The sequence below is a fragment of the Herbaspirillum sp. VT-16-41 genome, from assembly GCF_001994935.1.
Classification (GTDB): Bacteria; Pseudomonadota; Gammaproteobacteria; order Burkholderiales; family Burkholderiaceae_D; genus Herbaspirillum; species Herbaspirillum frisingense.
The window spans coordinates 42,247-64,314 of record NZ_MUXB01000101.1; the positions used below are offsets into that span (position 1 = coordinate 42,247).

Annotated in this window: 17 protein-coding genes; all 17 read left to right on the forward strand. The window is 63.8% G+C overall.

Translation table 11 applies throughout. The annotated features are described in order from the left end of the window. Positions 1-151 precede the first annotated feature (151 nt). The 17 genes from BTM36_RS11155 (at position 152) to purF (ending at position 22,017) form a co-directional block, all read left to right on the forward strand. Positions 152-2,041 (forward strand): MFS transporter, encoded by a 1,890-nt coding sequence (locus BTM36_RS11155; RefSeq protein ID WP_077236329.1) that lies wholly within the window; start codon positions 152-154, stop codon positions 2,039-2,041. A gap of 87 nt (positions 2,042-2,128) precedes the next feature. After that, the gene (aroC, locus tag BTM36_RS11160) at positions 2,129-3,217 is read left to right on the forward strand and encodes a chorismate synthase (RefSeq protein WP_077236330.1); all 1,089 of its coding nucleotides are present in this window, start codon (positions 2,129-2,131) and stop codon (positions 3,215-3,217) included. A 170-nt stretch (positions 3,218-3,387) separates the two neighbouring features. Further along, a complete protein-coding gene (locus BTM36_RS11165; protein WP_006462724.1) occupies positions 3,388-4,209 on the forward strand; it encodes a M48 family metallopeptidase in 822 nt (273 codons plus the stop codon). A gap of 239 nt (positions 4,210-4,448) precedes the next feature. Continuing rightward, positions 4,449-5,849 carry a 3-isopropylmalate dehydratase large subunit gene (gene leuC / locus BTM36_RS11170; protein WP_006462723.1) on the forward strand — a complete coding sequence of 467 codons (1,401 nt, stop codon included), beginning with the start codon at positions 4,449-4,451 and terminating at the stop codon, positions 5,847-5,849. A 99-nt stretch (positions 5,850-5,948) separates the two neighbouring features. Next, positions 5,949-6,596 (forward strand): 3-isopropylmalate dehydratase small subunit, encoded by a 648-nt coding sequence (gene leuD / locus BTM36_RS11175; protein ID WP_077236331.1) that lies wholly within the window; start codon positions 5,949-5,951, stop codon positions 6,594-6,596. Positions 6,597-6,687: 91 nt separating this feature from the next. Beyond that, positions 6,688-7,758 (forward strand): 3-isopropylmalate dehydrogenase, encoded by a 1,071-nt coding sequence (gene leuB, locus BTM36_RS11180; RefSeq protein WP_006462721.1) that lies wholly within the window; start codon positions 6,688-6,690, stop codon positions 7,756-7,758. A gap of 122 nt (positions 7,759-7,880) precedes the next feature. After that, positions 7,881-8,993, forward strand: a complete 1,113-nt coding sequence (gene asd / locus BTM36_RS11185) for an aspartate-semialdehyde dehydrogenase (RefSeq protein ID WP_077236332.1) — start codon at positions 7,881-7,883, stop codon at positions 8,991-8,993. A gap of 441 nt (positions 8,994-9,434) precedes the next feature. After that, positions 9,435-12,191, forward strand: coding sequence for a FimV/HubP family polar landmark protein (locus BTM36_RS11190; protein ID WP_077236333.1), 2,757 nt, complete (start codon positions 9,435-9,437; stop codon positions 12,189-12,191). Between the two features lie 121 nt (positions 12,192-12,312). Further along, positions 12,313-13,236 carry a tRNA pseudouridine(38-40) synthase TruA gene (locus tag BTM36_RS11195; protein ID WP_077236462.1) on the forward strand — a complete coding sequence of 308 codons (924 nt, stop codon included), beginning with the start codon at positions 12,313-12,315 and terminating at the stop codon, positions 13,234-13,236. A gap of 52 nt (positions 13,237-13,288) precedes the next feature. Beyond that, positions 13,289-13,957: a phosphoribosylanthranilate isomerase gene (locus tag BTM36_RS11200; RefSeq protein ID WP_077236334.1), complete on the forward strand. Its 669-nt coding sequence runs from the start codon at positions 13,289-13,291 to the stop codon at positions 13,955-13,957. Between the two features lie 42 nt (positions 13,958-13,999). After that, positions 14,000-15,259, forward strand: a complete 1,260-nt coding sequence (trpB, locus tag BTM36_RS11205) for a tryptophan synthase subunit beta (RefSeq protein ID WP_006462716.1) — start codon at positions 14,000-14,002, stop codon at positions 15,257-15,259. 72 nt (positions 15,260-15,331) lie between these two features. Further along, the gene (trpA, locus tag BTM36_RS11210; RefSeq protein ID WP_077236335.1) at positions 15,332-16,129 is read left to right on the forward strand and encodes a tryptophan synthase subunit alpha; all 798 of its coding nucleotides are present in this window, start codon (positions 15,332-15,334) and stop codon (positions 16,127-16,129) included. A 193-nt stretch (positions 16,130-16,322) separates the two neighbouring features. Continuing rightward, positions 16,323-17,192, forward strand: coding sequence for an acetyl-CoA carboxylase, carboxyltransferase subunit beta (gene accD, locus BTM36_RS11215; RefSeq protein ID WP_077236336.1), 870 nt, complete (start codon positions 16,323-16,325; stop codon positions 17,190-17,192). 283 nt (positions 17,193-17,475) lie between these two features. Next, complete coding sequence (gene folC / locus BTM36_RS11220) at positions 17,476-18,798, forward strand: bifunctional tetrahydrofolate synthase/dihydrofolate synthase (RefSeq protein ID WP_039874898.1); 1,323 nt, start codon at positions 17,476-17,478, stop codon at positions 18,796-18,798. A gap of 105 nt (positions 18,799-18,903) precedes the next feature. Beyond that, positions 18,904-19,866, forward strand: a complete 963-nt coding sequence (locus BTM36_RS11225; RefSeq protein WP_077236337.1) for an SPOR domain-containing protein — start codon at positions 18,904-18,906, stop codon at positions 19,864-19,866. Between the two features lie 34 nt (positions 19,867-19,900). Further along, the gene (locus tag BTM36_RS11230) at positions 19,901-20,401 is read left to right on the forward strand and encodes a CvpA family protein (RefSeq protein WP_077236338.1); all 501 of its coding nucleotides are present in this window, start codon (positions 19,901-19,903) and stop codon (positions 20,399-20,401) included. 95 nt (positions 20,402-20,496) lie between these two features. Beyond that, entirely contained in the window at positions 20,497-22,017 is a 1,521-nt protein-coding gene (gene purF, locus BTM36_RS11235; RefSeq protein WP_006462710.1) for an amidophosphoribosyltransferase, read from the forward strand. Positions 22,018-22,068: the final 51 nt, after the last annotated feature.

The window sequence follows — 22,068 nt, forward strand, 5'->3', positions numbered from 1 at the left end:
TGCCGTTTCCTGCGCTGACGCCGCCTGCCACCGCAGGCGGCCTGGTCCTGACCGTTCCTGCTGGAGCGGTTTTTTATTGTCCATTGAGGTTGTTGTCATTTCGGCCCGGCCTGCGTAGGCTGCGCATTCCGTTTCCCTGACCTGATTGCCCATGCAAAAGAACAGCCAGTTCTCGCTTTTCTCCCAACGGCGTTTCGCTCCCTTCTTCTGGACCCAGTTCCTGGGCGCGCTCAACGACAATGTCTTCAAGACCGCGCTGCTGACCATCCTCACCTATGACGCCCTGTCCTGGACCGAGATGGATCCGGGCCTGCTCAACAACCTGATTCCGGGTTTGTTCATCCTGCCGTTCTTCCTGTTCTCGGCCACCTCAGGCCAGTTGGCGGACAAGCTGGAAAAGGGCCGCGTGGCGCGTTTCGTGAAGCTGCTGGAAATCGTCATCATGGGCATCGCCGCCTATGGCTGGATGACGCACCACCTGTGGCTGCTGATTGCGGCGGTGGTCGGCATGGGCATCCATTCCACGCTGTTCGGGCCGGTCAAGTATGCCTACCTGCCGCAGCAGTTGAAGCGGGAGGAACTGATCGGCGGCAATGGCCTGATCGAGATGGGGACCTTCGTCGGCATCCTGCTGGGAGAAATCCTGGGCGCGGTGCTGGTGGTGCACAAGCCCTGGGGGCTGCAACTGGTGGCCGGCGTGACCATCGGCATTGCCGTGCTGGGCTGGCTGGCGAGCCTGCGCATTCCGCTCTCGCCGGCTCCGGCGCCGGAGCTGAGGGTGAACTGGAATCCCTTCACGGAAACGGTGCGCAACCTCGGTTTCTCGCGCCGCAACCGCCCGGTGTTCCTCTCCTTGCTGGGCAATTCCTGGTTCTGGTTCTATGGCGCCATCATGCTGGCGCAATTCCCTGTCTATGCGAAGAACTACCTGCACGGCGATCACAGCGTCTTCGTGCTGCTGCTGGCGGTGTTCTCGGTGGGCATCGGCGTGGGTTCGCTGCTGTGCGAGCGGCTGTCGGGCCACAAGGTGGAAATCGGACTGGTGCCCTTCGGCTCCATCGGCCTGTCGGTCTTCGGGCTGGAGCTGTATTTTGCCAGCCAGGCCTACGTGACGCCGGCGGCGATGCTGGACCTGGGCGGGTTCCTGTCGCACGGCGGCAGCTGGCGCATCCTCGGTGATTGCCTGGGTATCGGCCTGTTCGGCGGGCTCTACATCGTGCCGCTGTTTGCGCTGATCCAGACCCGCTGCGATCCGGCGCACGTCTCGCGCACCATCGCCGGAATGAACATCATGAATTCGCTGTTCATGGTGGTGTCGGCGCTGGTGGCCATGGTCATGCTGAAATCGGGGATGACGATTCCGCAGATCTTCCTGGCCACGGCCATCATGAACGGCGTGGTGGCGGTCTACATCTTCTCGCTGGTGCCGGAATTCCTGATCCGCTTCCTGGCCTGGCTGTTGATCCATACCTTCTACCGGGTGCGCATCGTCAATGGCCAGGCCATTCCCGACCAGGGCGCGGCGGTGCTGGTGTGCAACCATGTGAGCTATGTCGATGCCATCGCCATCATGGCGGCCAGCCCGCGCCCGGTGCGCTTCGTGATGGATTACCAGATCTTCCGGATACCGGTGATGGCCTGGCTGTTCCGCAATGTGCGGGCGATCCCGATTGCACCGGTCAAGGCCGACCCCTGGCTGACCGAGAAGGCCTTCGTCGATATCGCCCAGGCCTTGCACGAGGGTGAATTGGTGTGCATCTTCCCTGAGGGAAAACTGACGCGTGATGGCGAGCTCAACCCCTTCCGGGGCGGCGTGCAGAAGATCATCGACCGCAGCCCGGTGCCGGTGGTGCCGCTGGCCTTGCGCGGCTTGTGGGGTAGCCTGTTCTCGCGCGATCCCAGCAACCCGGTCACGCGCACCTTCCGGCGCGGCTTGTTCTCGCGGCTGGAACTGGTGGCCGGCGAGCCCATCCCGGCCGAGCAGGTCAGCCCCGAGCTGTTGCAGGAAAAGGTGCGCGAACTGCGCGGCGACTGGAAGTAGGCTGCGACGGGGAGGGTGCCGTGGCTCGTCGGCGGCGCTCTGGGCTGGTAAAATCGCGTCTTTCTCCCCTTTTGCGCGAATTCCATCATGTCCGGCAATACCTTCGGCACGCTCTTCACCGTCACCACCTTCGGCGAATCCCACGGCCCGGCCATCGGCTGCGTGATCGATGGCTGCCCCCCGGGCATGACGCTGTCGGAAGCCGATATCCAGCCGGAACTGGATCGCCGCCGTCCCGGCACCTCGCGCCACGTCACCCAGCGCCAGGAGCCCGATACCGTCGAGATCCTCTCCGGCGTCTATGAGGGCAAGACCACCGGTACCCCGATTGCGCTGCTGATCCGCAACCAGGACCAGCGCAGCAAGGACTACGGCAATATCCTCGACACCTTCCGTCCCGGTCACGCCGACTACACCTACTGGCACAAGTACGGCATCCGCGATCCCCGCGGCGGTGGTCGTTCCTCGGCACGCCTGACCGCACCGGTGGTGGGCGCGGCGGCCATCGCCAAGAAGTGGCTGTTCGAGAAGTACGGCACCACCTTCAAGGGGTGCATGAGCCAGCTGGGCGAGATCGCGATTCCCTTCGAATCCTGGGAGCATGTGCCCCACAATCCCTTCTTCGCCGCCAATGCCAGCATCATCGGGCGCCTGGAAGACTACATGGATGCCCTGCGCAAGGACGGCGACTCCATCGGTGCGCGCATCGACGTGGTGGCGCAGAACGTGCCTGTTGGCCTGGGTGAGCCGCTGTATGACAAGCTGGACGCCGAGATCGCCTTTGCCCTGATGGGTATCAACGCCGTCAAGGGCGTGGAAATCGGCGCCGGCTTCCGTTCGGTGGCGCAGAAGGGTTCCGAGCACGGCGATGCGCTCACGCCGGAAGGCTTCGTCGGCAACAACGCCGGTGGCATCCTGGGCGGCATCTCGACCGGCCAGGACATCACGGCCTCCATTGCCATCAAGCCCACTTCCAGCATCCGCACCCCGCGCCCTTCCATCGACAAGAACGGCCAGCCGATCGCGGTGGAAACCTTCGGTCGCCATGACCCCTGCGTGGGCATCCGTGCCACGCCCATCGCCGAAGCCATGCTGGCCCTGGTGCTGATGGACCACGCCTTGCGCAACCGCGCCCAGTGCGGTGATGTGAAGGTCGATACACCGGCGCTGCGCTGAACCGGGCAGGACCGAGCGCAAGCCGGCCATCGCGCAAGCGGTCGCCGGCTTTTTCCTGCCTGAAACAATTTGCGGCTGTCCGGGTCGAAGCCGCTCACGGTGGGCGGGCGCGTGCAGGCCTGCCCACCGGCTGACCCGGAATCAAGATCAATTATTCAATGGAGGCGGGCATGAAGCTCAAACCTATCATCAAGAACAGTCTGCTGGCCGCAGCCCTGGTGGGCCTGGTGGCATGCGAGACCGTACAGACCACCCAGGGCGGTGCCGTGGGCATCGAGCGCAAGCAGCAGATGCTGGTGTCCTCGGCCGAGATGGAAGCGGCATCCAGCAAGGAATATGCGCAGGTACTGGCCGAGGCCAAGGGCAAGGGCCTGCTCAACCGCAACGCCGCGCAAGTGCAGCGGGTGCGCGCCATCGCCAATCGCCTGATCCCGCAGACCGGGGTGTTCCGCCCCGATGCGCTGAAGTGGAACTGGGAAGTCAATGTCCTGACCTCGGACGAAACCAATGCCTGGTGCATGCCGGGCGGCAAGATCGCGGTCTATACCGGCCTGATCGACAAGCTCAAGATCACCGACGATGAACTGGCCGCCGTGATGGGCCACGAGATCGCCCACGCCCTGCGCGAGCATGCCCGCGAGCGCGCCTCGCAGCAGGTGGTGGCCAATTCGGCCATTTCCATCGGTGCGGCCCTGCTGGGGCTGGGCGACGTGGGCAAGCAGGGTGGCCAGTATCTCTACATGGGCCTGATGGGCTTGCCCAACTCGCGTGCCAACGAGACCGAGGCCGATCGCATCGGCGTGGAACTGGCCGCACGCGGCGGCTACGATCCCAAGGCGGCGGTGACCCTGTGGCAGAAGATGGCCAGCCTGGGCGGGGACGAGCCGATGAAGTTCATGTCCACCCACCCCTCCAGCAGCGAGCGCATTGCCGACCTGACGGTCTATGCGCAGCGCGTCGATCCCTTGTACCAGCAGACCCGCAAGCGCTGAGCACTGAACCTCGCTGCAGACCGTATCGCAATCCGGCATGGCCTCGACGGGATGGGGAAATGCCGGATTTTTCATGTGGGCCGCAACTTCTGCGCTTTTTCTGCTGCCTTGCAGCATTATTGCCTGTTGTGGCGACGCGGCGGAAAACACGGCAAGGAGGTCAGACCCTTCGCTTTATGGCATAATCAAAAGCTATTTTTCCCGATCAGCACCCCTTTCCAGTTCCGCCGGACCGCAACATGCTCAAGACGCTCTACGACAAACTCTGGGAGTCGCACGTCGTTCATACGGAAGATGACGGCACCGCCATCCTGTATATCGACCGCCACCTGCTCCATGAAGTGACCAGCCCGCAAGCCTTCGAAGGCCTCAAGCTAGCCGGTCGTCAACCCTGGCGCAATTCGGCCAACCTGATGGTGGCGGACCACAACGTCCCCACCACCGACCGCGCCCACGGCATCGCCGACCCCATCTCGCGCCTGCAGGTGGAGACGCTGGACGGCAACGCCAAGGAATACAACCTGACCTACTTCGGCATGAACGACAAGCGTCAGGGCATCGTGCACGTGATCGGCCCCGAGCAGGGCGCCACGCTGCCGGGCATGACGGTGGTCTGCGGTGACTCGCACACGTCCACCCACGGCGCCTTCGCTGCGCTGGCCCATGGCATCGGCACCTCAGAAGTGGAACACGTGCTGGCCACGCAGACGCTGCTGGCACGCAAGTCCAAGTCCATGCTGGTCCAGGTCGACGGTGCGCTGCCGGCCGGCGTGACCGCCAAGGACATCGTGCTGGCCATCATCGGCAAGATTGGCACGGCCGGTGGTACCGGTTATGCGATCGAATTCGCTGGCTCGACCATCCGCTCGCTGTCCATGGAAGGCCGCATGACGGTCTGCAACATGGCCATCGAAGCCGGTGCCCGCGCCGGCATGGTGGCCTTCGACGACACCACGTTGAATTACCTCAAGGGCCGTCCCTATTCGCCCTCCGGCCCGCACTGGGAGCGCGCCGTGTCCTATTGGCGCACGCTGCATTCCGACCAGGGTGCCAAGTTCGACATGGTGGTCACGCTCAATGCTGCCGACATCAAGCCGCAAGTCACATGGGGCACCTCGCCCGAGATGGTGGTGGCCGTGGATGCCCGCGTCCCCGATCCGGACAAGGAAAAGGATGCCACCAAGCGCGACGGCATGGAAAAGGCCCTGGCCTACATGGCCCTCAAGCCCAATACCCCGATCGAGGATATCCGCATCGACAAGGTCTTCATCGGCTCCTGTACCAATTCCCGCATCGAAGACCTGCGCGAAGCCGCCAAGGTGGTGCGCGGCAAGTTCCGCGCCTCCAACGTCAAGCTGGCGATGGTGGTGCCGGGCTCCGGCCTGGTCAAGGAACAGGCCGAACGCGAAGGCCTGGACAAGATCTTCCGTGACGCCGGCTTCGAATGGCGCGAACCGGGCTGCTCCATGTGCCTGGCCATGAACGCCGACCGCCTGGAACCGGGCGAGCGCTGTGCCTCGACCTCGAACCGCAACTTCGAAGGCCGTCAGGGCGCCGGTGGCCGTACCCACCTGGTGAGCCCGGCCATGGCCGCGGCGGCCGGCATCGCCGGTCACTTTGTGGATGTGCGCTCGCTGTAAGCGCCGGAAGCGGGCCATGTGGCCCGTCGCTTCAGTTTTTGAACAGAAATCAGGAAGGACTGGGCGGCCGGATCGCCCGTCCGACCCAAGGTCAAGACCATGAATAAATTTATCCTGCACGAAGGACTGGTGGCGCCGCTGGATCGCGCCAACGTCGATACCGATGCGATCATCCCCAAGCAGTTCCTGAAGTCGATCAAGCGCAGCGGCTTCGGCCCCAACCTGTTCGACGAATGGCGTTACCTGGATCATGGCGAGCCGGGCATGGACAACAGCAAGCGCCCGCTGAACCCGGACTTCGTGCTCAACCAGGAGCGCTATCAGGGCGCTTCGATCCTGCTCTCGCGCAAGAACTTCGGCTGCGGTTCCTCGCGCGAGCACGCGCCGTGGGCGCTGGACCAGTTCGGCTTCCGCGCGGTGATCGCGCCCAGCTTCGCCGACATCTTCTTCAACAACTGCTACAAGAACGGTCTGCTGCCCATCGTCCTGACCGAGCAACAGGTCGATCACCTGTTCAATGAAGTCAAGGCCTTCCCGGGTTACCGCCTGGTCATCGACCTGGAAAAGCAGGTCGTCAGCACCACCAACGGCAGCCAGGCCTATCCCTTCGATATCAGCGAGTTCCGCAAGTACTGCCTGCTCAACGGTTTCGACGACATTGGCCTGACCCTACGCAAAGCCGACACCATTCGTGCCTACGAAGAGAAACACCTGCACGAACAGCCCTGGCTGAGCAACACGATCTGACAGGATCGTTGAAACAACAGCAAAGGGCGGTCAGATGACCGCCCTTGTCATTGATAACCCGAATTCGCTGCATAACTGAGAAAGAGAAGCCATGAAGATTGCTATCCTGCCGGGCGACGGCATCGGTCCTGAAATCGTCGATGAAGCCGTGCGCGTGCTCAATGCACTGGACGAGAAGTTCGAGATGGAATCGGCCCCGGTCGGCGGCGCCGGCTACGAGGCCCACGGCCACCCGCTGCCGGATGGCACCCTGAAGCTGGCCAAGGAAGCCGACGCCATCCTCTTCGGCGCAGTCGGCGACTGGAAGTACGACAAGCTGGAGCGCGCCCTGCGTCCGGAGCAGGCCATCCTGGGCCTGCGCAAGCACCTGCAGCTGTTCGCCAACTTCCGTCCCGCCATCTGCTATCCGGAACTGACCGGTGCTTCGTCGTTGAAGCCCGAGCTGGTGGCCAACCTGGACATCCTCATTGTGCGCGAGCTGAACGGCGACATCTATTTCGGCCAGCCGCGTGGCATGCGCGAAGCGCCGGACGGTCCTTTCAAGGGTGCACGTGAAGGATTTGATACCATGCGCTATTCGGAACCGGAAATCCGCCGTATCGCGCATGTCGCCTTCCAGGCCGCGGCCAAGCGCGGCAAGCGCCTGTGCAGCGTGGACAAGGCCAACGTGCTGGAGACCTTCCAGTTCTGGAAAGACGTCGTCACCGAAGTGGGCAAGGAATACCCGGACGTGGAGCTGTCGCACATGTACGTGGACAACGCCGCCATGCAATTGGTGAAGGCACCGAAGAACTTCGACGTCATCGTTACCGGCAACATGTTCGGCGACATCCTCTCCGACGCCGCCGCCATGCTGACCGGTTCCATCGGCATGCTGCCCTCGGCTTCGCTGGATGCCAACAACAAGGGTCTGTACGAGCCCTCGCACGGCTCGGCACCGGACATCGCTGGCAAGGGTATCGCCAATCCGCTGGCGACCATCCTGTCGGCGGCGATGATGCTGCGTTTCTCCTTGAACCGTGCCGAACAGGCCGACCGCATCGAGAACGCCGTGAAGAAAGTGCTTGCGCAAGGTCTGCGCACCGCCGATATTTATGAAGAAGGCTGCACCAAGGTCAACACCCAGCAGATGGGCGAGGCCGTGGTCAAGGCCCTCGCGTAAGCTCAGTGCCTCGTCTGCCCGCACAAGCCGGGCAGGGCGGGGCGCCTGGAATGCCGGATGGTCCGGCGCATATGTGTTCAATCTGAGTTGTTCACCATGGATGTTCTAAATAGGGAAAGATGATGAAACTGGTTGGTTTGGTTGGCTGGCGTGGAATGGTGGGTTCGGTCCTGATGCAACGCATGCAGGACGAGGGTGATTTCGATCACATCGAACCGGTATTTTTCTCGACTTCGAATGCGGGCGGCAAAGCGCCGTCGTTTGCCAAAACGGCAACGACGCTCAAAGACGCCAACAGCATCGATGAGCTGAAGAAATGCGACATCATCATTACCGCACAGGGTGGCGACTACACCAACGAGATCTTCCCCAAGCTGCGTGCAGCCGGCTGGGGCGGCTACTGGATCGACGCCGCCTCCTCGCTGCGCATGAAGGATGATGCCGTGATCGTGCTGGACCCGGTCAACAACAACGTCATCAAGGACGCACTGGCCAAGGGCGTGAAGAACTACATCGGTGGCAACTGCACCAACTCCATCCTGTTGATGGGCGTGGGTGGCCTGTTCAAGGAAGGCCTGGTCGAGTGGGTCAGCTCCATGACCTACCAGGCGGCCTCCGGTGGCGGCGCCAACCACATGCGCGAACTGTTGAAGGGCATGGGCGTCATCAACGCCGCCGTGTCCGAAGAGCTGGCTACACCGTCGTCGGCCATCTTGGACATCGACCGCAAGGTTGCCAAGACCATCCGTGAAGACGTGCCCACCGAGTTCTTCGGCGCGCCGCTGGCCGGCGGCCTGATCCCCTGGATCGACGCCCAGCTGGAAAACGGTCAGTCCAAGGAAGAGTGGAAGGGCCAGGCCGAAGTCAACAAGATCCTCGGCAACGAGAAGATCATCCCGGTCGACGGCCTGTGCGTGCGTATCGGTGCCATGCGTTGCCACAGCCTGGCGCTGACCATCAAGTTGAAGCGCGACCTGCCCCTGGCCGAGATCGAGTCCATCATTCGCGCCGGCAATCAGTGGGTGAAGTGGGTTCCCAATGACCGCGCCATCACGGTCAAGGAACTGACCCCGGCAGCCATCACCGGCGGCCTGGAAATCGGCGTGGGCCGTGTGCGCAAGCTGAACCAGGGCCCGGAATACATTTCCGCCTTCGTCATCGGTGACCAGTTGCTGTGGGGCGCGGCCGAGCCGCTGCGCCGCATGCTGCGCATCATCCTGGGCAACCTGGAGTAATGCGACGGCCGGAAAAATATCCGGCCGGCAACCGCCGTGCGTTGCTGCAATGCGAATAGGGCTTGCCTATCCCGTTGTCAGTCTGCAACAATAGCCCGCCAGCTTTTCCCCAGGGAGAAGCTGGCGGGTTTTTCTCATCTTGAGAAGTTAAGTACACTTGCGGGTGTAAGTTCTTGATGTTAATTTGAAAAGCCCATTCATTTCATGAAAACCAACATGGCAGCGCCATCGCCGGGCGCCTGCTGGATTTGATGAAATGGATCTGCATTTCCGTTCCCTGAGCTGCAAAACAATGCTTTCAAGACAGCAAGGGCTGCAGGGACAGCAGCAGCGACGGCCCACAGCAAGGCTGCGCGGCACATGCCCCATTCACGGCTTCCACCGGGTAGAACGCGAGCGTGACGGGTTTCAAGCGGAACGTTTCTCTAAGCCATATAAAACATGCCTCTGAATACTAACAAGAAGCTTCCCCTGTCCCAGATGAAGACCCTGAGCGCCGCCGTCGCGCTGGCCCTGGCCTTGCCACTGGGCGCGCAGGCGGCCGGACTGGGCAAGCTGACCGTGCTGTCCTCGCTGGGCCAGCCGTTGCGGGCCGAGATTGAGGTCACTTCCGTGAGCGCCGACGAGGCCGGCAAGCTGTCGGCCCGCCTGGCACCGGCCGAGGCCTTCCGCCGCGCCAACATGGATTACAACCCGGTACTGGGTTCGCTGTCCTTCGTGGTTGAACAGCGCCAGGGGCGTCACTTCATCCGTATCAGCTCTTCCCAGCCGGTCAGTGATCCGTTTGTCGACCTCTTGATGGAATTGAGCGCGGGCGATTCCCGCCTGCTGCGTGAATATACCTTCCTGCTTGATCCACCTGACAGCAAGGCACCGCGCAACGCCCAGGTGGCACCGCTGACGCCGGGCAATGCCGGTGCCACCAACGGTTCGGCTGCCCGTAGCGAGGCTGCAGCAAGCGCTGCGGCCGCCCCCACAGCCCCTGCTGCATCGGCTGCCCCGGCTGCCGATTCTGAACCGACCGCTGCCCAGGCTGCACCGGCCGCCGCTGCCGCGCCGACCCCCGCACCAGCACAGGCTGCCGCACCCGCTGCCGCTCCTGCCGCCAGCAGCACCCCGATCCCGGTCAGCGGCGAAGAGCCCGCGACCACCATCGTCCAGCGGCCTGCACCATCGGCCCTGGCCGAGGAACTGATCCGTCGCCAGCAGGCATCGCCTGCCGATACCCCGGCCTCGGCCAGCCCGGACGCGCTTGCCGCTTCCCGGCCGGCGACGCAAAGCGCCACGGGGACGGTGGCCCAGCCGGCCGCGTCTAGTCCGTCAGCGGCCGCTGCGCCGGCTGCTGCCGGCAAGAGCGCCGACTACCGCGTCAAGCAGGGCGATACCCTGGGCGCGATTGCCGCCCGCAACCAGCCGGCCAATGTCTCGCTGGACCAGATGCTCATCGCCCTGTATCGCGCCAATCCCGACGCCTTCCAGGGCAACAACATCAACCGCCTGCGCGCCGGCAGGATCCTCAGCATTCCCGATCAGCCCACCGCCGCCGCCGTCGACCGCGATGAGGCACGCGGCATGGTCGTGGCGCAGGCGCAGGACTTCAACGCCTACCGCAACAAGCTGGCCGGCCAGGTCGCCAACGCACCGCCCGGCAAGCCCGGCACCAGCCGCCAGAGTGGCGGCGGCAAAATCACCACGCGGGTGGAAGAACGTTCCGGCACCCAGTCGGCGCGTGATCGCCTGGAGCTGTCCCGCGCCAACAAGGGCAATGGCAAGACCGGCAGCGCCGGCGCTGCCGCCGAAGACAAGGCCGCCAGCGAGCGCGCGCTGGCCGAGGCCAATGACCGCGTCAAGGACCTGGAAAAGAACGTCGACAACCTCCAGAAACTGCTGGAGCTGAAGAACAAGACCATCGCCGAACTGAGCGCGCAACAACCGAAGGAGGGCGAAGCCGCCAAGCCGGCCGCCGACGCCGCCGCACCCAAGGCCGAGGACAAGCCGGCCGATGCGCCCGCAACCCCTGCGCCTGAACCTGCAACGGCGCCGGCTGCAGCAGTCGCTTCGTCGACTACGCCGCCGGCAGCCAGCGCCAAACCGGCAGACAAGAACGGTGGCAGCTTCGTTGACAAGGTGAAGGAAAATCCCGCCTTCCTGATCGGTGCCGGTGTGCTGGTCGCGCTGCTGGCCGCCGGTGGTGGTGTGCTGGCCATGCGTCGTCGCAAGAAGAAGTCCGAGGAAGGCGCCGTCGAACCTGCCGTCGAACCCGAGCCTGCTTCGCCTGCACCTGCAGCAGCGGCTGCGGCGGAGCCTGAAGCAGAACCCGAGGTTCCGGCGACCGTAGCGGTCGTCGCGCCCGTGGTCGAGGAGGCTGCTCCGGTGGCCGCCGTGGTTCCGGAAGAGCCGGTCGATCCGATCTCCGAAGCCGACATGTACATCGCCTATGGCCGTGACGAGCAGGCCGAGGACATTCTCAAGCTGGCCCTGCAGACAACGCCCGAGCGCCAGGCGCTGCACGCCAAGCTGCTGGAAATCTATGCCAAGCGCGGCGATGTGGCGAACTTCAACAAGGTCGCGCTCGACCTGCATCAGCTCAGCGGTGGTCTCAACGAAACCTGGGTCAAGGCCGCAGCCCTGGGCCTGGAAGTCGATCCCACCAATCCGCTGTACGGTGGTGTCCCGGCCGAAGAGGAACCGATCCTCGGCAGCGAGGAAGAGCAGGGCATGGAGTTCGACCTCAGCGACTTCAAGGGCGCCGAGCTGCAAGCCACGCCGACCCCGCCGGCAGGCGCGGCCATGGACCTGGGCAAGGACATCGATTTCGACCTGGACCTGGAAAACGGTGCCAAGCCCGACGCCAACGAGCCCATCCTGCCGGCATCGAGCGGCGCCACCTCGGCATCGGCCCTGCTGGACAGCCTGGATGAGGCGCCCGCTTCACCTGCTCCCGCTCCCGCTACGGATCTGGCCGATCTGGACCTGAGCCTGCCGGAGGAGGACGCAGCGCCAGCGTCCACCAACCTGCTGGAAGAAGATGAAGAGTCCGCCTTCGAGGCCGAGATGACCACCAAGCTCGACCTGGCCGCCGCCTATGAGGAAATCGGCGACAAGGAAGGTGCTCGCGAATTGCTCGAAGAAGTCATGCGCGGCGGCAACGATGCCCAGATCGCACGTGCCAAGCAAATGATGGCCGCCCTGGGCTGAAGCCCACGGCCAGCGATTACAATAGCTTCATCTCGCGGGCAGCTCGCATGAGCTGCCCGTTTGTTTTCATCGTGCCGCCTGAGCCTGGCAAGCAGCGCAAGGGCGGCCTGCAGTGATCACCATGACAGACATTCCCCCCCAGGCCGACGGCCTGCGCCGCGTGGTACTGGGCGTGCAATACGACGGCGCCTGCTGGCAGGGCTGGCAGACCCAGCCGCACCGCCAGACCGTGCAGGATCAGCTGGAAGCGGCCCTGCTGCGCTTCAGCACCCAGCCCATCGCCACCACCTGTGCCGGCCGCACCGACTCCGGCGTGCATGCGCTGGAGCAGGTGGTCCATTTCGACACCGCCATCGCCCGCGACAGCTTTTCCTGGGTACGCGGCACCAACGCCTTCCTGCCGCCGACGATTGCGGTGCGCTGGGCTTGCGAGCTGCCTTACGTGGATGACGCGGCCATTGCCAACGCCAGCGCCGCTGCCGGTGCCGGCACTGGCGAGGTCGCCGCGCTGCATGGCGCCGAGCGTGAAGGGGCGGCGCAGCTGGCGCAGTTCGGCTTCCATGCGCGCTTTTCGGCCATCGCCCGCACCTATCACTACGTGCTCTACAACCATGCGGTCCGTTCGCCGCTGCTGGCCGGCAAGGCCGGCTGGACCTTCCGCCCGCTGGACGCTGACCGCATGCACCGCGCGGCCCAGCACCTGATTGGCGAGCACGATTTCACCAGCTTCCGGGCCGTGGAGTGCCAGGCCAAGTCGCCGGTGCGCAAGATGGAAGGCATCGCCGTGCGTCGCCATGGCGACATGATCGTCTTCACGCTCAAGGCCAATGCTTTCCTGCATCACATGGTGCGCAACATCGTCGGCTCGCTGATCGTGGTCGGCAGCGGCAAGCAGGGGCCGGAGTGGATAGGGCAGGTGCTGGCCCTGCGCGACCGCAGCCGGGCCGCCCCGACCTTCATGCCGGACGGCCTCTACCTGGCGCGGGTAGACTATCCGGATGCCTGGGCGCTGCCGCAGGAGAATCGCTCCTGGCCCTGGCTGTAGCGCGTTGGGCCGCTGCGCGCACCCCTGAAATTCTTGCAAAAAGGCAATATCGATGAGCTTGCGTACCCGTATCAAGATCTGTGGACTGACCCGCGAAGAGGATGTCCGTGCCACCGTGGCCGCTGGCGCCGATGCGCTGGGCCTGGTGTTCTATCCAAAAAGCCCGCGCTATGTTACGCCGCAACGTGCCGGTGAGCTGGCGCGGGCGGTGCCGCCGCTGGTGAGCATCGTCGGCCTGTTCGTCAACCCGACCCTGGAAGAGGTGCAGCAGGTGCTGGCCGAGGCGCCCCTGACGATATTGCAGTTCCACGGCGACGAAACGCCCGAGCACTGTGCCGCGATCGCTCGCGCCGTTGTCAGACCCTTCATGCGCGCGGCCAGAATAGGAAGTTCGACGCAGCCCTCGGATTTGTTAGAATATGAACAGGCATATCGCTCCGCCAGTCCGTTTTTCACCGGACTGCTGCTCGACACCCTGGTCGAGGAGTACGGCGGCAGTGGAAAGGTTTTCGATTGGTCTCTCATTCCAAAAGAACTCGCGCCTCGGGCCGTTTTGAGTGGTGGCTTGAGCGTACACAACGTCACTGAGGCGGTGACCCGCGTTCGTCCCTACGCGGTCGATATCAGCAGTGGTGTCGAAGCCGCCAAGGGCATCAAGGATGCCGCCAGGATCGAGGCCTTCATCCAGGCCGTGCGTCTGGCGGACGCTACCCCGGCGTAGCACTCCCCATACAGTACGCAGTACGAGATTCAGAGGAAACCCATGAAAGAATTGAACCCCCTCGGCAGCTTTGCCGAGCGCCAGGCCGTTCCCGTCGCCGCCCTGCACCAGTCGGCCCACTACAACCTGCCGGACGCGCGTGGTCACTTCGGCCCCTACGGTGGCAGCTTCGTCTCCGAAACCCTGACCCTGGCCCTGAACGAGCTGCGCGAGGCCTATGCCCGTTACCAGCACGATGAACAATTCCTCGCCGAATTCCACACCGAACTGAAGCATTTTGTCGGCCGTCCCAGCCCCGTGTACCACGCCAAGCGCTGGTCCGAGCAGGCCGGCGGTGCACAGATCTACTTCAAGCGTGAAGACCTCAACCACACCGGCGCCCACAAGATCAACAACGTGATCGGTCAGGCATTGCTGGCCAAGCGCATGGGCAAGAAGCGCATCATCGCCGAGACCGGTGCCGGCCAGCACGGCGTGGCCACGGCCACCATCTGTGCGCGTTTCGGCATGGAATGCATCGTCTACATGGGCGCGGAAGACGTGAAGCGTCAGTTGCAGAACGTGTACCGCATGAACCTGCTGGGCGCCAAGGTGGTGCCGGTGGAATCCGGCTCCAAGACCCTGAAGGATGCCCTCAACGAAGCCATGCGTGACTGGGTCACCAATGTCGAGACCACCTTCTACATCATCGGCACCGTGGCCGGCCCGCATCCCTACCCGATGATGGTGCGCGACTTCCAGTCGGTGATCGGCAACGAGTGCATCCAGCAGATGCCCGAGATCGCCTCGCGCCAGCCGGACTACGTGGTGGCGGCCGTCGGTGGCGGCTCCAATGCCATGGGTATTTTCTATCCCTACATCGACTATGCCGATGTGAAGCTGGTCGGGGTGGAAGCCGCCGGCGACGGGCTTGATACCGGTCGCCATTCGGCCTCGCTGACCCTGGGCTCGCCCGGTGTGCTGCACGGCAACCGCACCTACCTGCTGCAGGATGCCAATGGCCAGATCATCGAGACCCACTCGGTCTCGGCCGGCCTGGATTATCCGGGCGTGGGGCCGGAACACGCATGGCTCAAGGACAGCGGTCGCGCCAGCTATGCCTGCATCACTGACGAAGAGGCGCTGCAGGCCTTCAACACCTGCTGCCGCATCGAAGGCATCATCCCGGCGCTGGAGTCCAGCCATGCCCTGGCCCATGCGGCCAAGCTGGCGGCGACCCTGCCCCGGGACCAGATCGTGCTGGTCAACCTGTCCGGCCGTGGGGACAAGGACATGCATACCGTGCAACAGCGCCAGGGCTGATCGCCGCCCCTGCCTGACGCGTGCCGGCTGCCCGACGGGTGGCCGGCTGGTTCGACAAAATACTTCACCATCATGTCCAGAATCCAGACTACCTTTTCCCAACTGGCCGAGCAGAAGCGCAAGGCCCTGATCACCTTCATCACCGCCGGCGACCCGGCCCCGGAGCTGACCGTGCCGCTGCTGCACGCGCTGGTGGCCGGCGGCGTCGACATCCTCGAACTGGGTGTGCCGTTCTCCGACCCCATGGCCGAAGGCCCGGTGATCCAGCGCGCCTGCGAGCGGGCCTTGAAGTTCGGCATCAGCACCCATGATGTGCTGGGCTATGTGCGCGAATTCCGCAAGACCAATACCCATACCCCCATCGTATTGATGGGTTATGCCAACCCCATCGAACGCTTCGGTGTGGATGCCTTCATCGCCGCTGCCAGCGAGGCCGGCGTGGACGGCACCATCGTGGTGGACTATCCGCCCGAGGAATGTGAAGAATTCGCCCAGAAGATGCAGGCCAACGGCATGGACCCGATCTTCCTGCTGGCCCCGACCTCGTCGGAAGAGCGCATCCGCCAGGTGGCGGCCGTGAGCAGCGGCTTCTGCTATTACGTCTCGCTCAAGGGCGTGACCGGTGCCGGCCATATCGACACCGCCGAAGTGGCCGAACGTATCGCCGCCATCCGCCAGCACGTCAAGCTGCCCATCGCGGTGGGCTTCGGCATCCGCGACGGTGCCACCGCCCGCACCGTGGGCAGCGTGGCCGACGCGGTCGTGATCGGCAGCCGCATCATCGCCGAGCTGGAAAATACCCCGCGGGAGAAGGCCTGCGAGGCGGTGCAGACCTTCGTCACCGGCATTCGCCAGGCGCTCGATGCCTGAGCCTGGCCGGCAGGAGTAATCGGACAGAAGGCCTCCGGGTGCACCGAACTGCGCCCGGAGGCTTTGTTTTTTGATAAGGCGCAAGCCGCCTATCCTTCATTTCTTGCTGGATGGAAAGCATGACCGTGCTTTACGTCCCGCCCCGGTCGGCTCTGGTACAATGCGCGCCACCGGAAAAATCTATGAGGTATCTATGAGCTGGCTCGAGAAGTTACTGCCACCCCAGATTCAACGCGGCTCCACCAGCCGCAAGGCCATCCCGGAAGGTTTGTGGGTCAAATGCCCCTCCTGCGAGGCCGTGCTGTACCGTACCGACCTGGAGTCCAACCTCCACGTCTGCCCCAAATGCAGTCACCACATGCGCATCCGCGCCCGCGCTCGTCTCGATGCCCTGCTCGACGAAGGCGGCCGCTATGAGATCGGCCAGGAAGCCCTGCCGGTCGACACCCTGAAGTTCAAGGACAGCAAGAAGTACCCCGACCGTCTCAAGGACGCCATGGAATCCACCGGCGAAACCGATGCCATGGTGGTCATGGGCGGCGCCATCATGACCCTGCCGGTTGTCGTGGCCTGCTTCGAATTCGAATTCATGGGCGGTTCCATGGGCTCGGTGGTGGGTGAGCGCTTCGCCCGCGGCGCCCAGGCGGCGCTGGAACAGAAGGTCCCCTTCATCTGCATCACCGCCACCGGCGGCGCCCGCATGCAGGAAGGCCTGCTGTCGCTGATGCAGATGGCCAAGACCACCTCCATGCTGACCAAGCTGTCGGAAAAGAAGCTGCCCTTCATCAGCGTGCTGACCGACCCGACCATGGGCGGTGTCTCGGCATCCTTCGCCTTCATGGGCGATGTGGTGATGGCCGAACCCAAGGCCCTGATCGGCTTCGCCGGCCCCCGCGTGATCGAGAACACGGTGCGCGAGAAACTGCCGGAAGGCTTCCAGCGTGCCGAATTCCTGGTCACCAAGGGCGCCATCGACATGATCGTCGACCGCCGCAAGATGCGCGAGGAAATCGCCCGTCTGCTGGCCCTGCTGCAAAACCAGGCCGCCGAAACGGTTTCCTGATAAGCGGATATACTTCAGGCCCGGATTTGCAGAAGTGCAAATCCGGGCCTTGTTTTTTCATGCATGTTTCGAATGTCTGACTACCGTTCGGCCTGAGTAGGCCCGGTCAGGGCCGTATCGAAGGCGCTCCCGCGCTTGCCGAAGGATTAGGCCGGAGCGCCTTCGATACGCGGCAATGCCGCTACTCAGGACGAACGGACACTTGTGTCATCCTCATTCGGAACAGCTGTCCAGTAATCCGTATTTCGTTTTTGTGCTGTAGCTTCACCGACCGAGACGCGCCATGACTTCCCAAGCTTCCCCGAGCCCTGCCACCCCCGCCACCTTGAGCGAATGGCTGGCGCTGCTGGAACAACGCCACTTCAAGCAGATCGACATGGGCCTGGAGCGGGTCATGCAGGTCAAGCAGAAGCTGGACATCCGGTTCGACTGCCCGGTCATCATGGTGGCCGGTACCAACGGCAAGGGCTCCACCTGCGCCATGCTGGAATCGATCCTGCTGCGCGCCGGCTATCGCGTGGGCCTGTACATGAAGCCGCACTTCCTGCACTTCAACGAACGCGCCCGCATCAGCGGCGACATGGCCAGCGATGCGCAACTGATCGCGGCCTTCGAGGCGGTGGAGGCGCAGCGCGGTGACATCTCCCTGACCTATTTCGAATTCACCACCCTGGCCATCATGAAGCTGCTGGCCGATGCCGGGCAGGACGTGGTGATCCTGGAGGTCGGCCTGGGTGGCCGCCTGGATGCGGTCAACGTGATCGATGCCGATGTGTCCATCGTCACCAGCATCGACATCGACCATACCGAATACCTGGGCGAGACCCGCGAAGAAATCGGCTTCGAGAAAGCCGGCATCTTCCGTCCCGGCAAGGTCGCCGTGTGCGGCGACCCGCTGCCACCCAAGTCCCTGATCGCGCATGCCGAGAAGATCGGCGCCGACCTGTGGCTGATGGGCCGCGACTTCAACTACCAGGGCGACAAGCAGCAGTGGGCCTATGGCGGACGCGGCATGCGTCGCAATTCGCTGGCCTATCCCAGCCTGCGCGGCGCCAACCAGCTGTTGAACGCCTCGGCCGCCCTGGCCGCGCTGGAGGCCTTGCGCGAAGTCTTGCCCGTGGGTGCGCAGGAAGTACGCACCGGGCTGGCCACGGTGGAGCTGCCGGGACGATTCCAGGTCCTGCCGGGCCAGCCGCTGGTGATCCTGGACGTGGCGCACAACCCCCATGCGGCCGCCACACTGGCGCAGAACCTGGACAACATGGGCTTTCATCCCTACACCTATGCGGTGTTCGGCTCCATGCTGGACAAGGACATCGAAGGCGTCATCGGTCATCTGAAGGACAAGATCGACCACTGGTGCGTGACCGACCTGCCGCTGCCGCGCGCGGCCACTGCGCAACAGCTCAAGGACGCCCTGCTGGGTGCCGGCGTGGCGCCGGAATTCAGGCGGGACGCGGCGCGCAGCATCGAAACCTTCACTTCGCCGGCCGACGCCTATGCAAATGCATTAAGCAGAGCAGGGGAGAATGATAGAATTGTGGTTTTCGGGTCCTTCCTCACCGTGGCCGGCGTCATGCAGGCGCGCCGCCCCGGTCTGCACTGAACCCGTACCCGATTTCCGGAGCCGGCCGCCACGCCCGGCGGCGCCCCGACCTGATGGGTCGGGCAGGTTTTCCAAGATTTTCAGATCAATTCAAGACGACTCCGCATGGGCTTGTTCTCGTTTTTCCGCAAAAACAAGCAGGACTCTGCTTCCGACCAAGGTACTTTCCGTTCGCGTTCCGACGAGCAATCTTCCGTCATTCGCAGCCGCGGCAGCCGTAGCGCCGCCAATACCTCCGGCCGCGCCGCAGGGGGACGGGCCAAGGCCGGCAAGGATGCCGCCGCCGATCCCTTGTTGCCGGAAAAGAAACGTGCGCGCCGCCGCCTGATCGGTGCCGTCGCGCTGGCGCTGGCGGTGGTGATCGTGTTGCCGATGATCCTCGATTCCGAGCCCAAGCCGCTCAACGACGATATCGCCATCCAGATCCCATCCAAGGACCAGGCGGCCTCGGCCGGAACCTCGGCCCCGGTGCCAGCCTCTGCGGGCGATGCCAAGCAGGCCTCGCTGGACCAGAAGGAAGAGATCGTCGAGCCGGCCAGCATCGCGCCCGAACCCGCCACTGCCCCGGCCGCACAGCCGGCCAGCCCGCCGGTGGCGGCCGTGGCCCCCAAGGTGATCGACAAGCCCGCGCCCAAGGTCGAGGAAAAGAAGGCTATCGTGGTCGAGCACAAGGAAGAGCCGAAGAAGGAAGCCGCCAAGCCCAAGGCCCCGGCCCCAGCCTCCACCGCGCCGGCAGCAGCGCCCTCTGCCCATGACGATTCGGCCCGTGCGCTGGCGATCCTGGAAGGCAAGTCCGGTGCCGCTGCTGCGCCGGCAGAGAAGAAGCCGGCCGCCACCGGCGGCAAGTTCGTCATCCAGGTCGCCGCGCTGGCGACCCAGGACAAGGTCAATGAATTGCGCAACAAGCTCAACGCAGCAGGTATTCACTCCTACACGCAAAAGATCGCGACCCAGGCCGGCGAACGTACGCGCATCCGCGTCGGTCCCTTCGGCAGCCGCGATGAAGCCGAACGCATGGGAAGCCGAATCAAGAAGCTGGGCTTGAATGCTACTATTGTTCCTGCTTGAAATTGGCTGCAGATAGCCGCATATTGTTGTCATCGTGACGATATTTGACTACCTGGTGCTGCTGATCCTGGCGTGTTCCGTGATCATCGGCACCCTGCGCGGACTGGTGCGCGAGGTGTTGTCGCTGGCTGGCTGGATCGTGGCGCTGGTGGTGGCCAACATGTATGGCGAGGCGCTTTCGACGATGCTGCCGGACGTGGTGCCGGGCGAATTGACGCGACTCATCGTCGCCTTCGTGGCCTTGTTCATCGGGACGCGCCTGTTGATGGCGCTGGTGGCCAAGACATTGAGTGAGCTGGTCAAGGCCACGGGCCTGACCATGCTGGACAGGACATTGGGCAGTATTTTCGGCGTGGCGCGTGGCGTCCTGCTGGTGGTGGCGGTGGCATTGCTGTGCGGCACGACCTCGATTCCGCAACAGCCGTTCTGGAAAGAGGCCAGGTTCAGCCCCTGGGTTGAACAGGCTGCCCAGGCCGTACTGCCCTACCTGCCGGGAAAACTGGCCGAGCATGTGAATTTTTCACCCCCTGTCTGATGCCGCTGCCGCGGGCAGATCCCGTGGCAGGGTGCATTGGTCGTCGGTTGCAGTCGTGGTTCATTTTCGTTTTCGTTCTTCGTTAGGAGTCCACCATGTGTGGCATCGTCGGTATCGTCTCTCATAGCCCCGTCAACCAGATGCTGTATGACGCGCTGCTGCTGTTGCAGCACCGCGGCCAGGATGCAGCGGGCATCGCAACCAACCACAGCAACGGTTTCTCGATGCACAAGGCCAATGGCCTGGTGCGCGACGTGTTCCGTACCCGCAACATGCGCTCGCTGCCCGGCAACACCGGCATCGGCCAGGTGCGTTACCCGACCGCTGGCAGCTCTTCCTCGGAAGAAGAGGCGCAACCGTTCTACGTCAATGCCCCCTTCGGCATCATCCTGGCGCACAACGGCAACCTGACCAACGCGGAACAGTTGAAGATCGAGATGTTCAAGAACGATCGCCGCCACATCAACACCGATTCCGATACCGAAGTGCTCCTGAACGTGCTGGCCCACGAAATCCAGCAGGCCACCACCGGCTACTCGCTGGACCCGGCGGCGCTCTTCAAGGCCGTGGCCATGGTCCACAAGCGTGTGCGCGGCTCCTACGCCGTGGTGGCGCAGATCGCTGGTTATGGCCTCCTGGGCTTCCGCGATCCATACGGCATCCGTCCGATGTGCCTGGGCTTCAACGAAAGCGACAAGGGCATCGAATACATGATGGCCAGCGAATCGGTGGCCCTGGAAGGCATGGGCTTCCGCTTCCTGCGCGACGTCAACCCGGGTGAAGCGATCTTCATCGACAACGACGGCAAGCTGTACAACCAGCAATGTGCCGAGAACCCGTCGCTGAACCCCTGTGCCTTCGAATACGTCTACCTGGCCCGTCCGGACTCCATCATCGACGGCGCCTCGGTCTACGGCGCCCGCCTGAAGATGGGCGAGTTCCTGGCCGAGAAGATCCGCAAGCAGTTCAAGCACGGCGAGATCGACGTGGTCATGCCGATCCCCGATTCCTCGCGTCCGGCCGCCATGGAACTGGCACTGAAGCTGGGTATCGAGTACCGCGAAGGCTTCATCAAGAACCGCTACATCGGCCGTACCTTCATCATGCCGGGCCAGGCCCTGCGCAAGAAGTCGGTGCGCCAGAAGCTCAATGCCATCGGCAGCGAATTCAAGGGCAAGAACGTGCTGCTGGTGGATGACTCCATCGTGCGTGGCACCACCAGCCGCGAGATCGTGCAGATGGCGCGCGAGTCCGGCGCCAAGAACGTGATCTTCGCTTCGGCCGCGCCGCCGGTGAAGTTCCCCAACGTCTACGGTATCGACATGCCGACCCGCGATGAGCTGATCGCCTTCGGCCGCAGCGAAGAGGAAGTGTGCCGCGAGATCACCGCCGATGCCCTGGTCTACCAGGACGTGGAAGCCATGAAGCGCGCCATTGCCGATTCCAACCCGGCCCTGCGCAACTTCGAGGCATCCTGCTTCGACGGTCACTACATCACCGGCGACATCACCCAGGAATACCTGGACCGCATCGAATATGCCCGCAAGAATCCCAAGCCGGCACTGGAAGATGCAGTACGTTCGCAGCTGAACCTGAACCTGGCCCGCGTGGATTGATCCGCGCCTGACCAGAGGCTGGAACAGCACGCCGGTGGCCGCTTCTGCGGC

What these genes read in the sequence shown, in the direction of transcription:
- BTM36_RS11155 (WP_077236329.1), top strand. Translation starts at nt 152, where the DNA reads ATGCAAAAGAACAGCCAGTTCTCGCTTTTCTCCCAACGGCGTTTCGCT.
- aroC (WP_077236330.1), top strand. Translation starts at nt 2,129, where the DNA reads ATGTCCGGCAATACCTTCGGCACGCTCTTCACCGTCACCACCTTCGGC.
- BTM36_RS11165 (WP_006462724.1), top strand. Translation starts at nt 3,388, where the DNA reads ATGAAGCTCAAACCTATCATCAAGAACAGTCTGCTGGCCGCAGCCCTG.
- leuC (WP_006462723.1), top strand. Translation starts at nt 4,449, where the DNA reads ATGCTCAAGACGCTCTACGACAAACTCTGGGAGTCGCACGTCGTTCAT.
- leuD (WP_077236331.1), top strand. Translation starts at nt 5,949, where the DNA reads ATGAATAAATTTATCCTGCACGAAGGACTGGTGGCGCCGCTGGATCGC.
- leuB (WP_006462721.1), top strand. Translation starts at nt 6,688, where the DNA reads ATGAAGATTGCTATCCTGCCGGGCGACGGCATCGGTCCTGAAATCGTC.
- asd (WP_077236332.1), top strand. Translation starts at nt 7,881, where the DNA reads ATGAAACTGGTTGGTTTGGTTGGCTGGCGTGGAATGGTGGGTTCGGTC.
- BTM36_RS11190 (WP_077236333.1), top strand. Translation starts at nt 9,435, where the DNA reads ATGCCTCTGAATACTAACAAGAAGCTTCCCCTGTCCCAGATGAAGACC.
- BTM36_RS11195 (WP_077236462.1), top strand. Translation starts at nt 12,313, where the DNA reads ATGACAGACATTCCCCCCCAGGCCGACGGCCTGCGCCGCGTGGTACTG.
- BTM36_RS11200 (WP_077236334.1), top strand. Translation starts at nt 13,289, where the DNA reads ATGAGCTTGCGTACCCGTATCAAGATCTGTGGACTGACCCGCGAAGAG.
- trpB (WP_006462716.1), top strand. Translation starts at nt 14,000, where the DNA reads ATGAAAGAATTGAACCCCCTCGGCAGCTTTGCCGAGCGCCAGGCCGTT.
- trpA (WP_077236335.1), top strand. Translation starts at nt 15,332, where the DNA reads ATGTCCAGAATCCAGACTACCTTTTCCCAACTGGCCGAGCAGAAGCGC.
- accD (WP_077236336.1), top strand. Translation starts at nt 16,323, where the DNA reads ATGAGCTGGCTCGAGAAGTTACTGCCACCCCAGATTCAACGCGGCTCC.
- folC (WP_039874898.1), top strand. Translation starts at nt 17,476, where the DNA reads ATGACTTCCCAAGCTTCCCCGAGCCCTGCCACCCCCGCCACCTTGAGC.
- BTM36_RS11225 (WP_077236337.1), top strand. Translation starts at nt 18,904, where the DNA reads ATGGGCTTGTTCTCGTTTTTCCGCAAAAACAAGCAGGACTCTGCTTCC.
- purF (WP_006462710.1), top strand. Translation starts at nt 20,497, where the DNA reads ATGTGTGGCATCGTCGGTATCGTCTCTCATAGCCCCGTCAACCAGATG.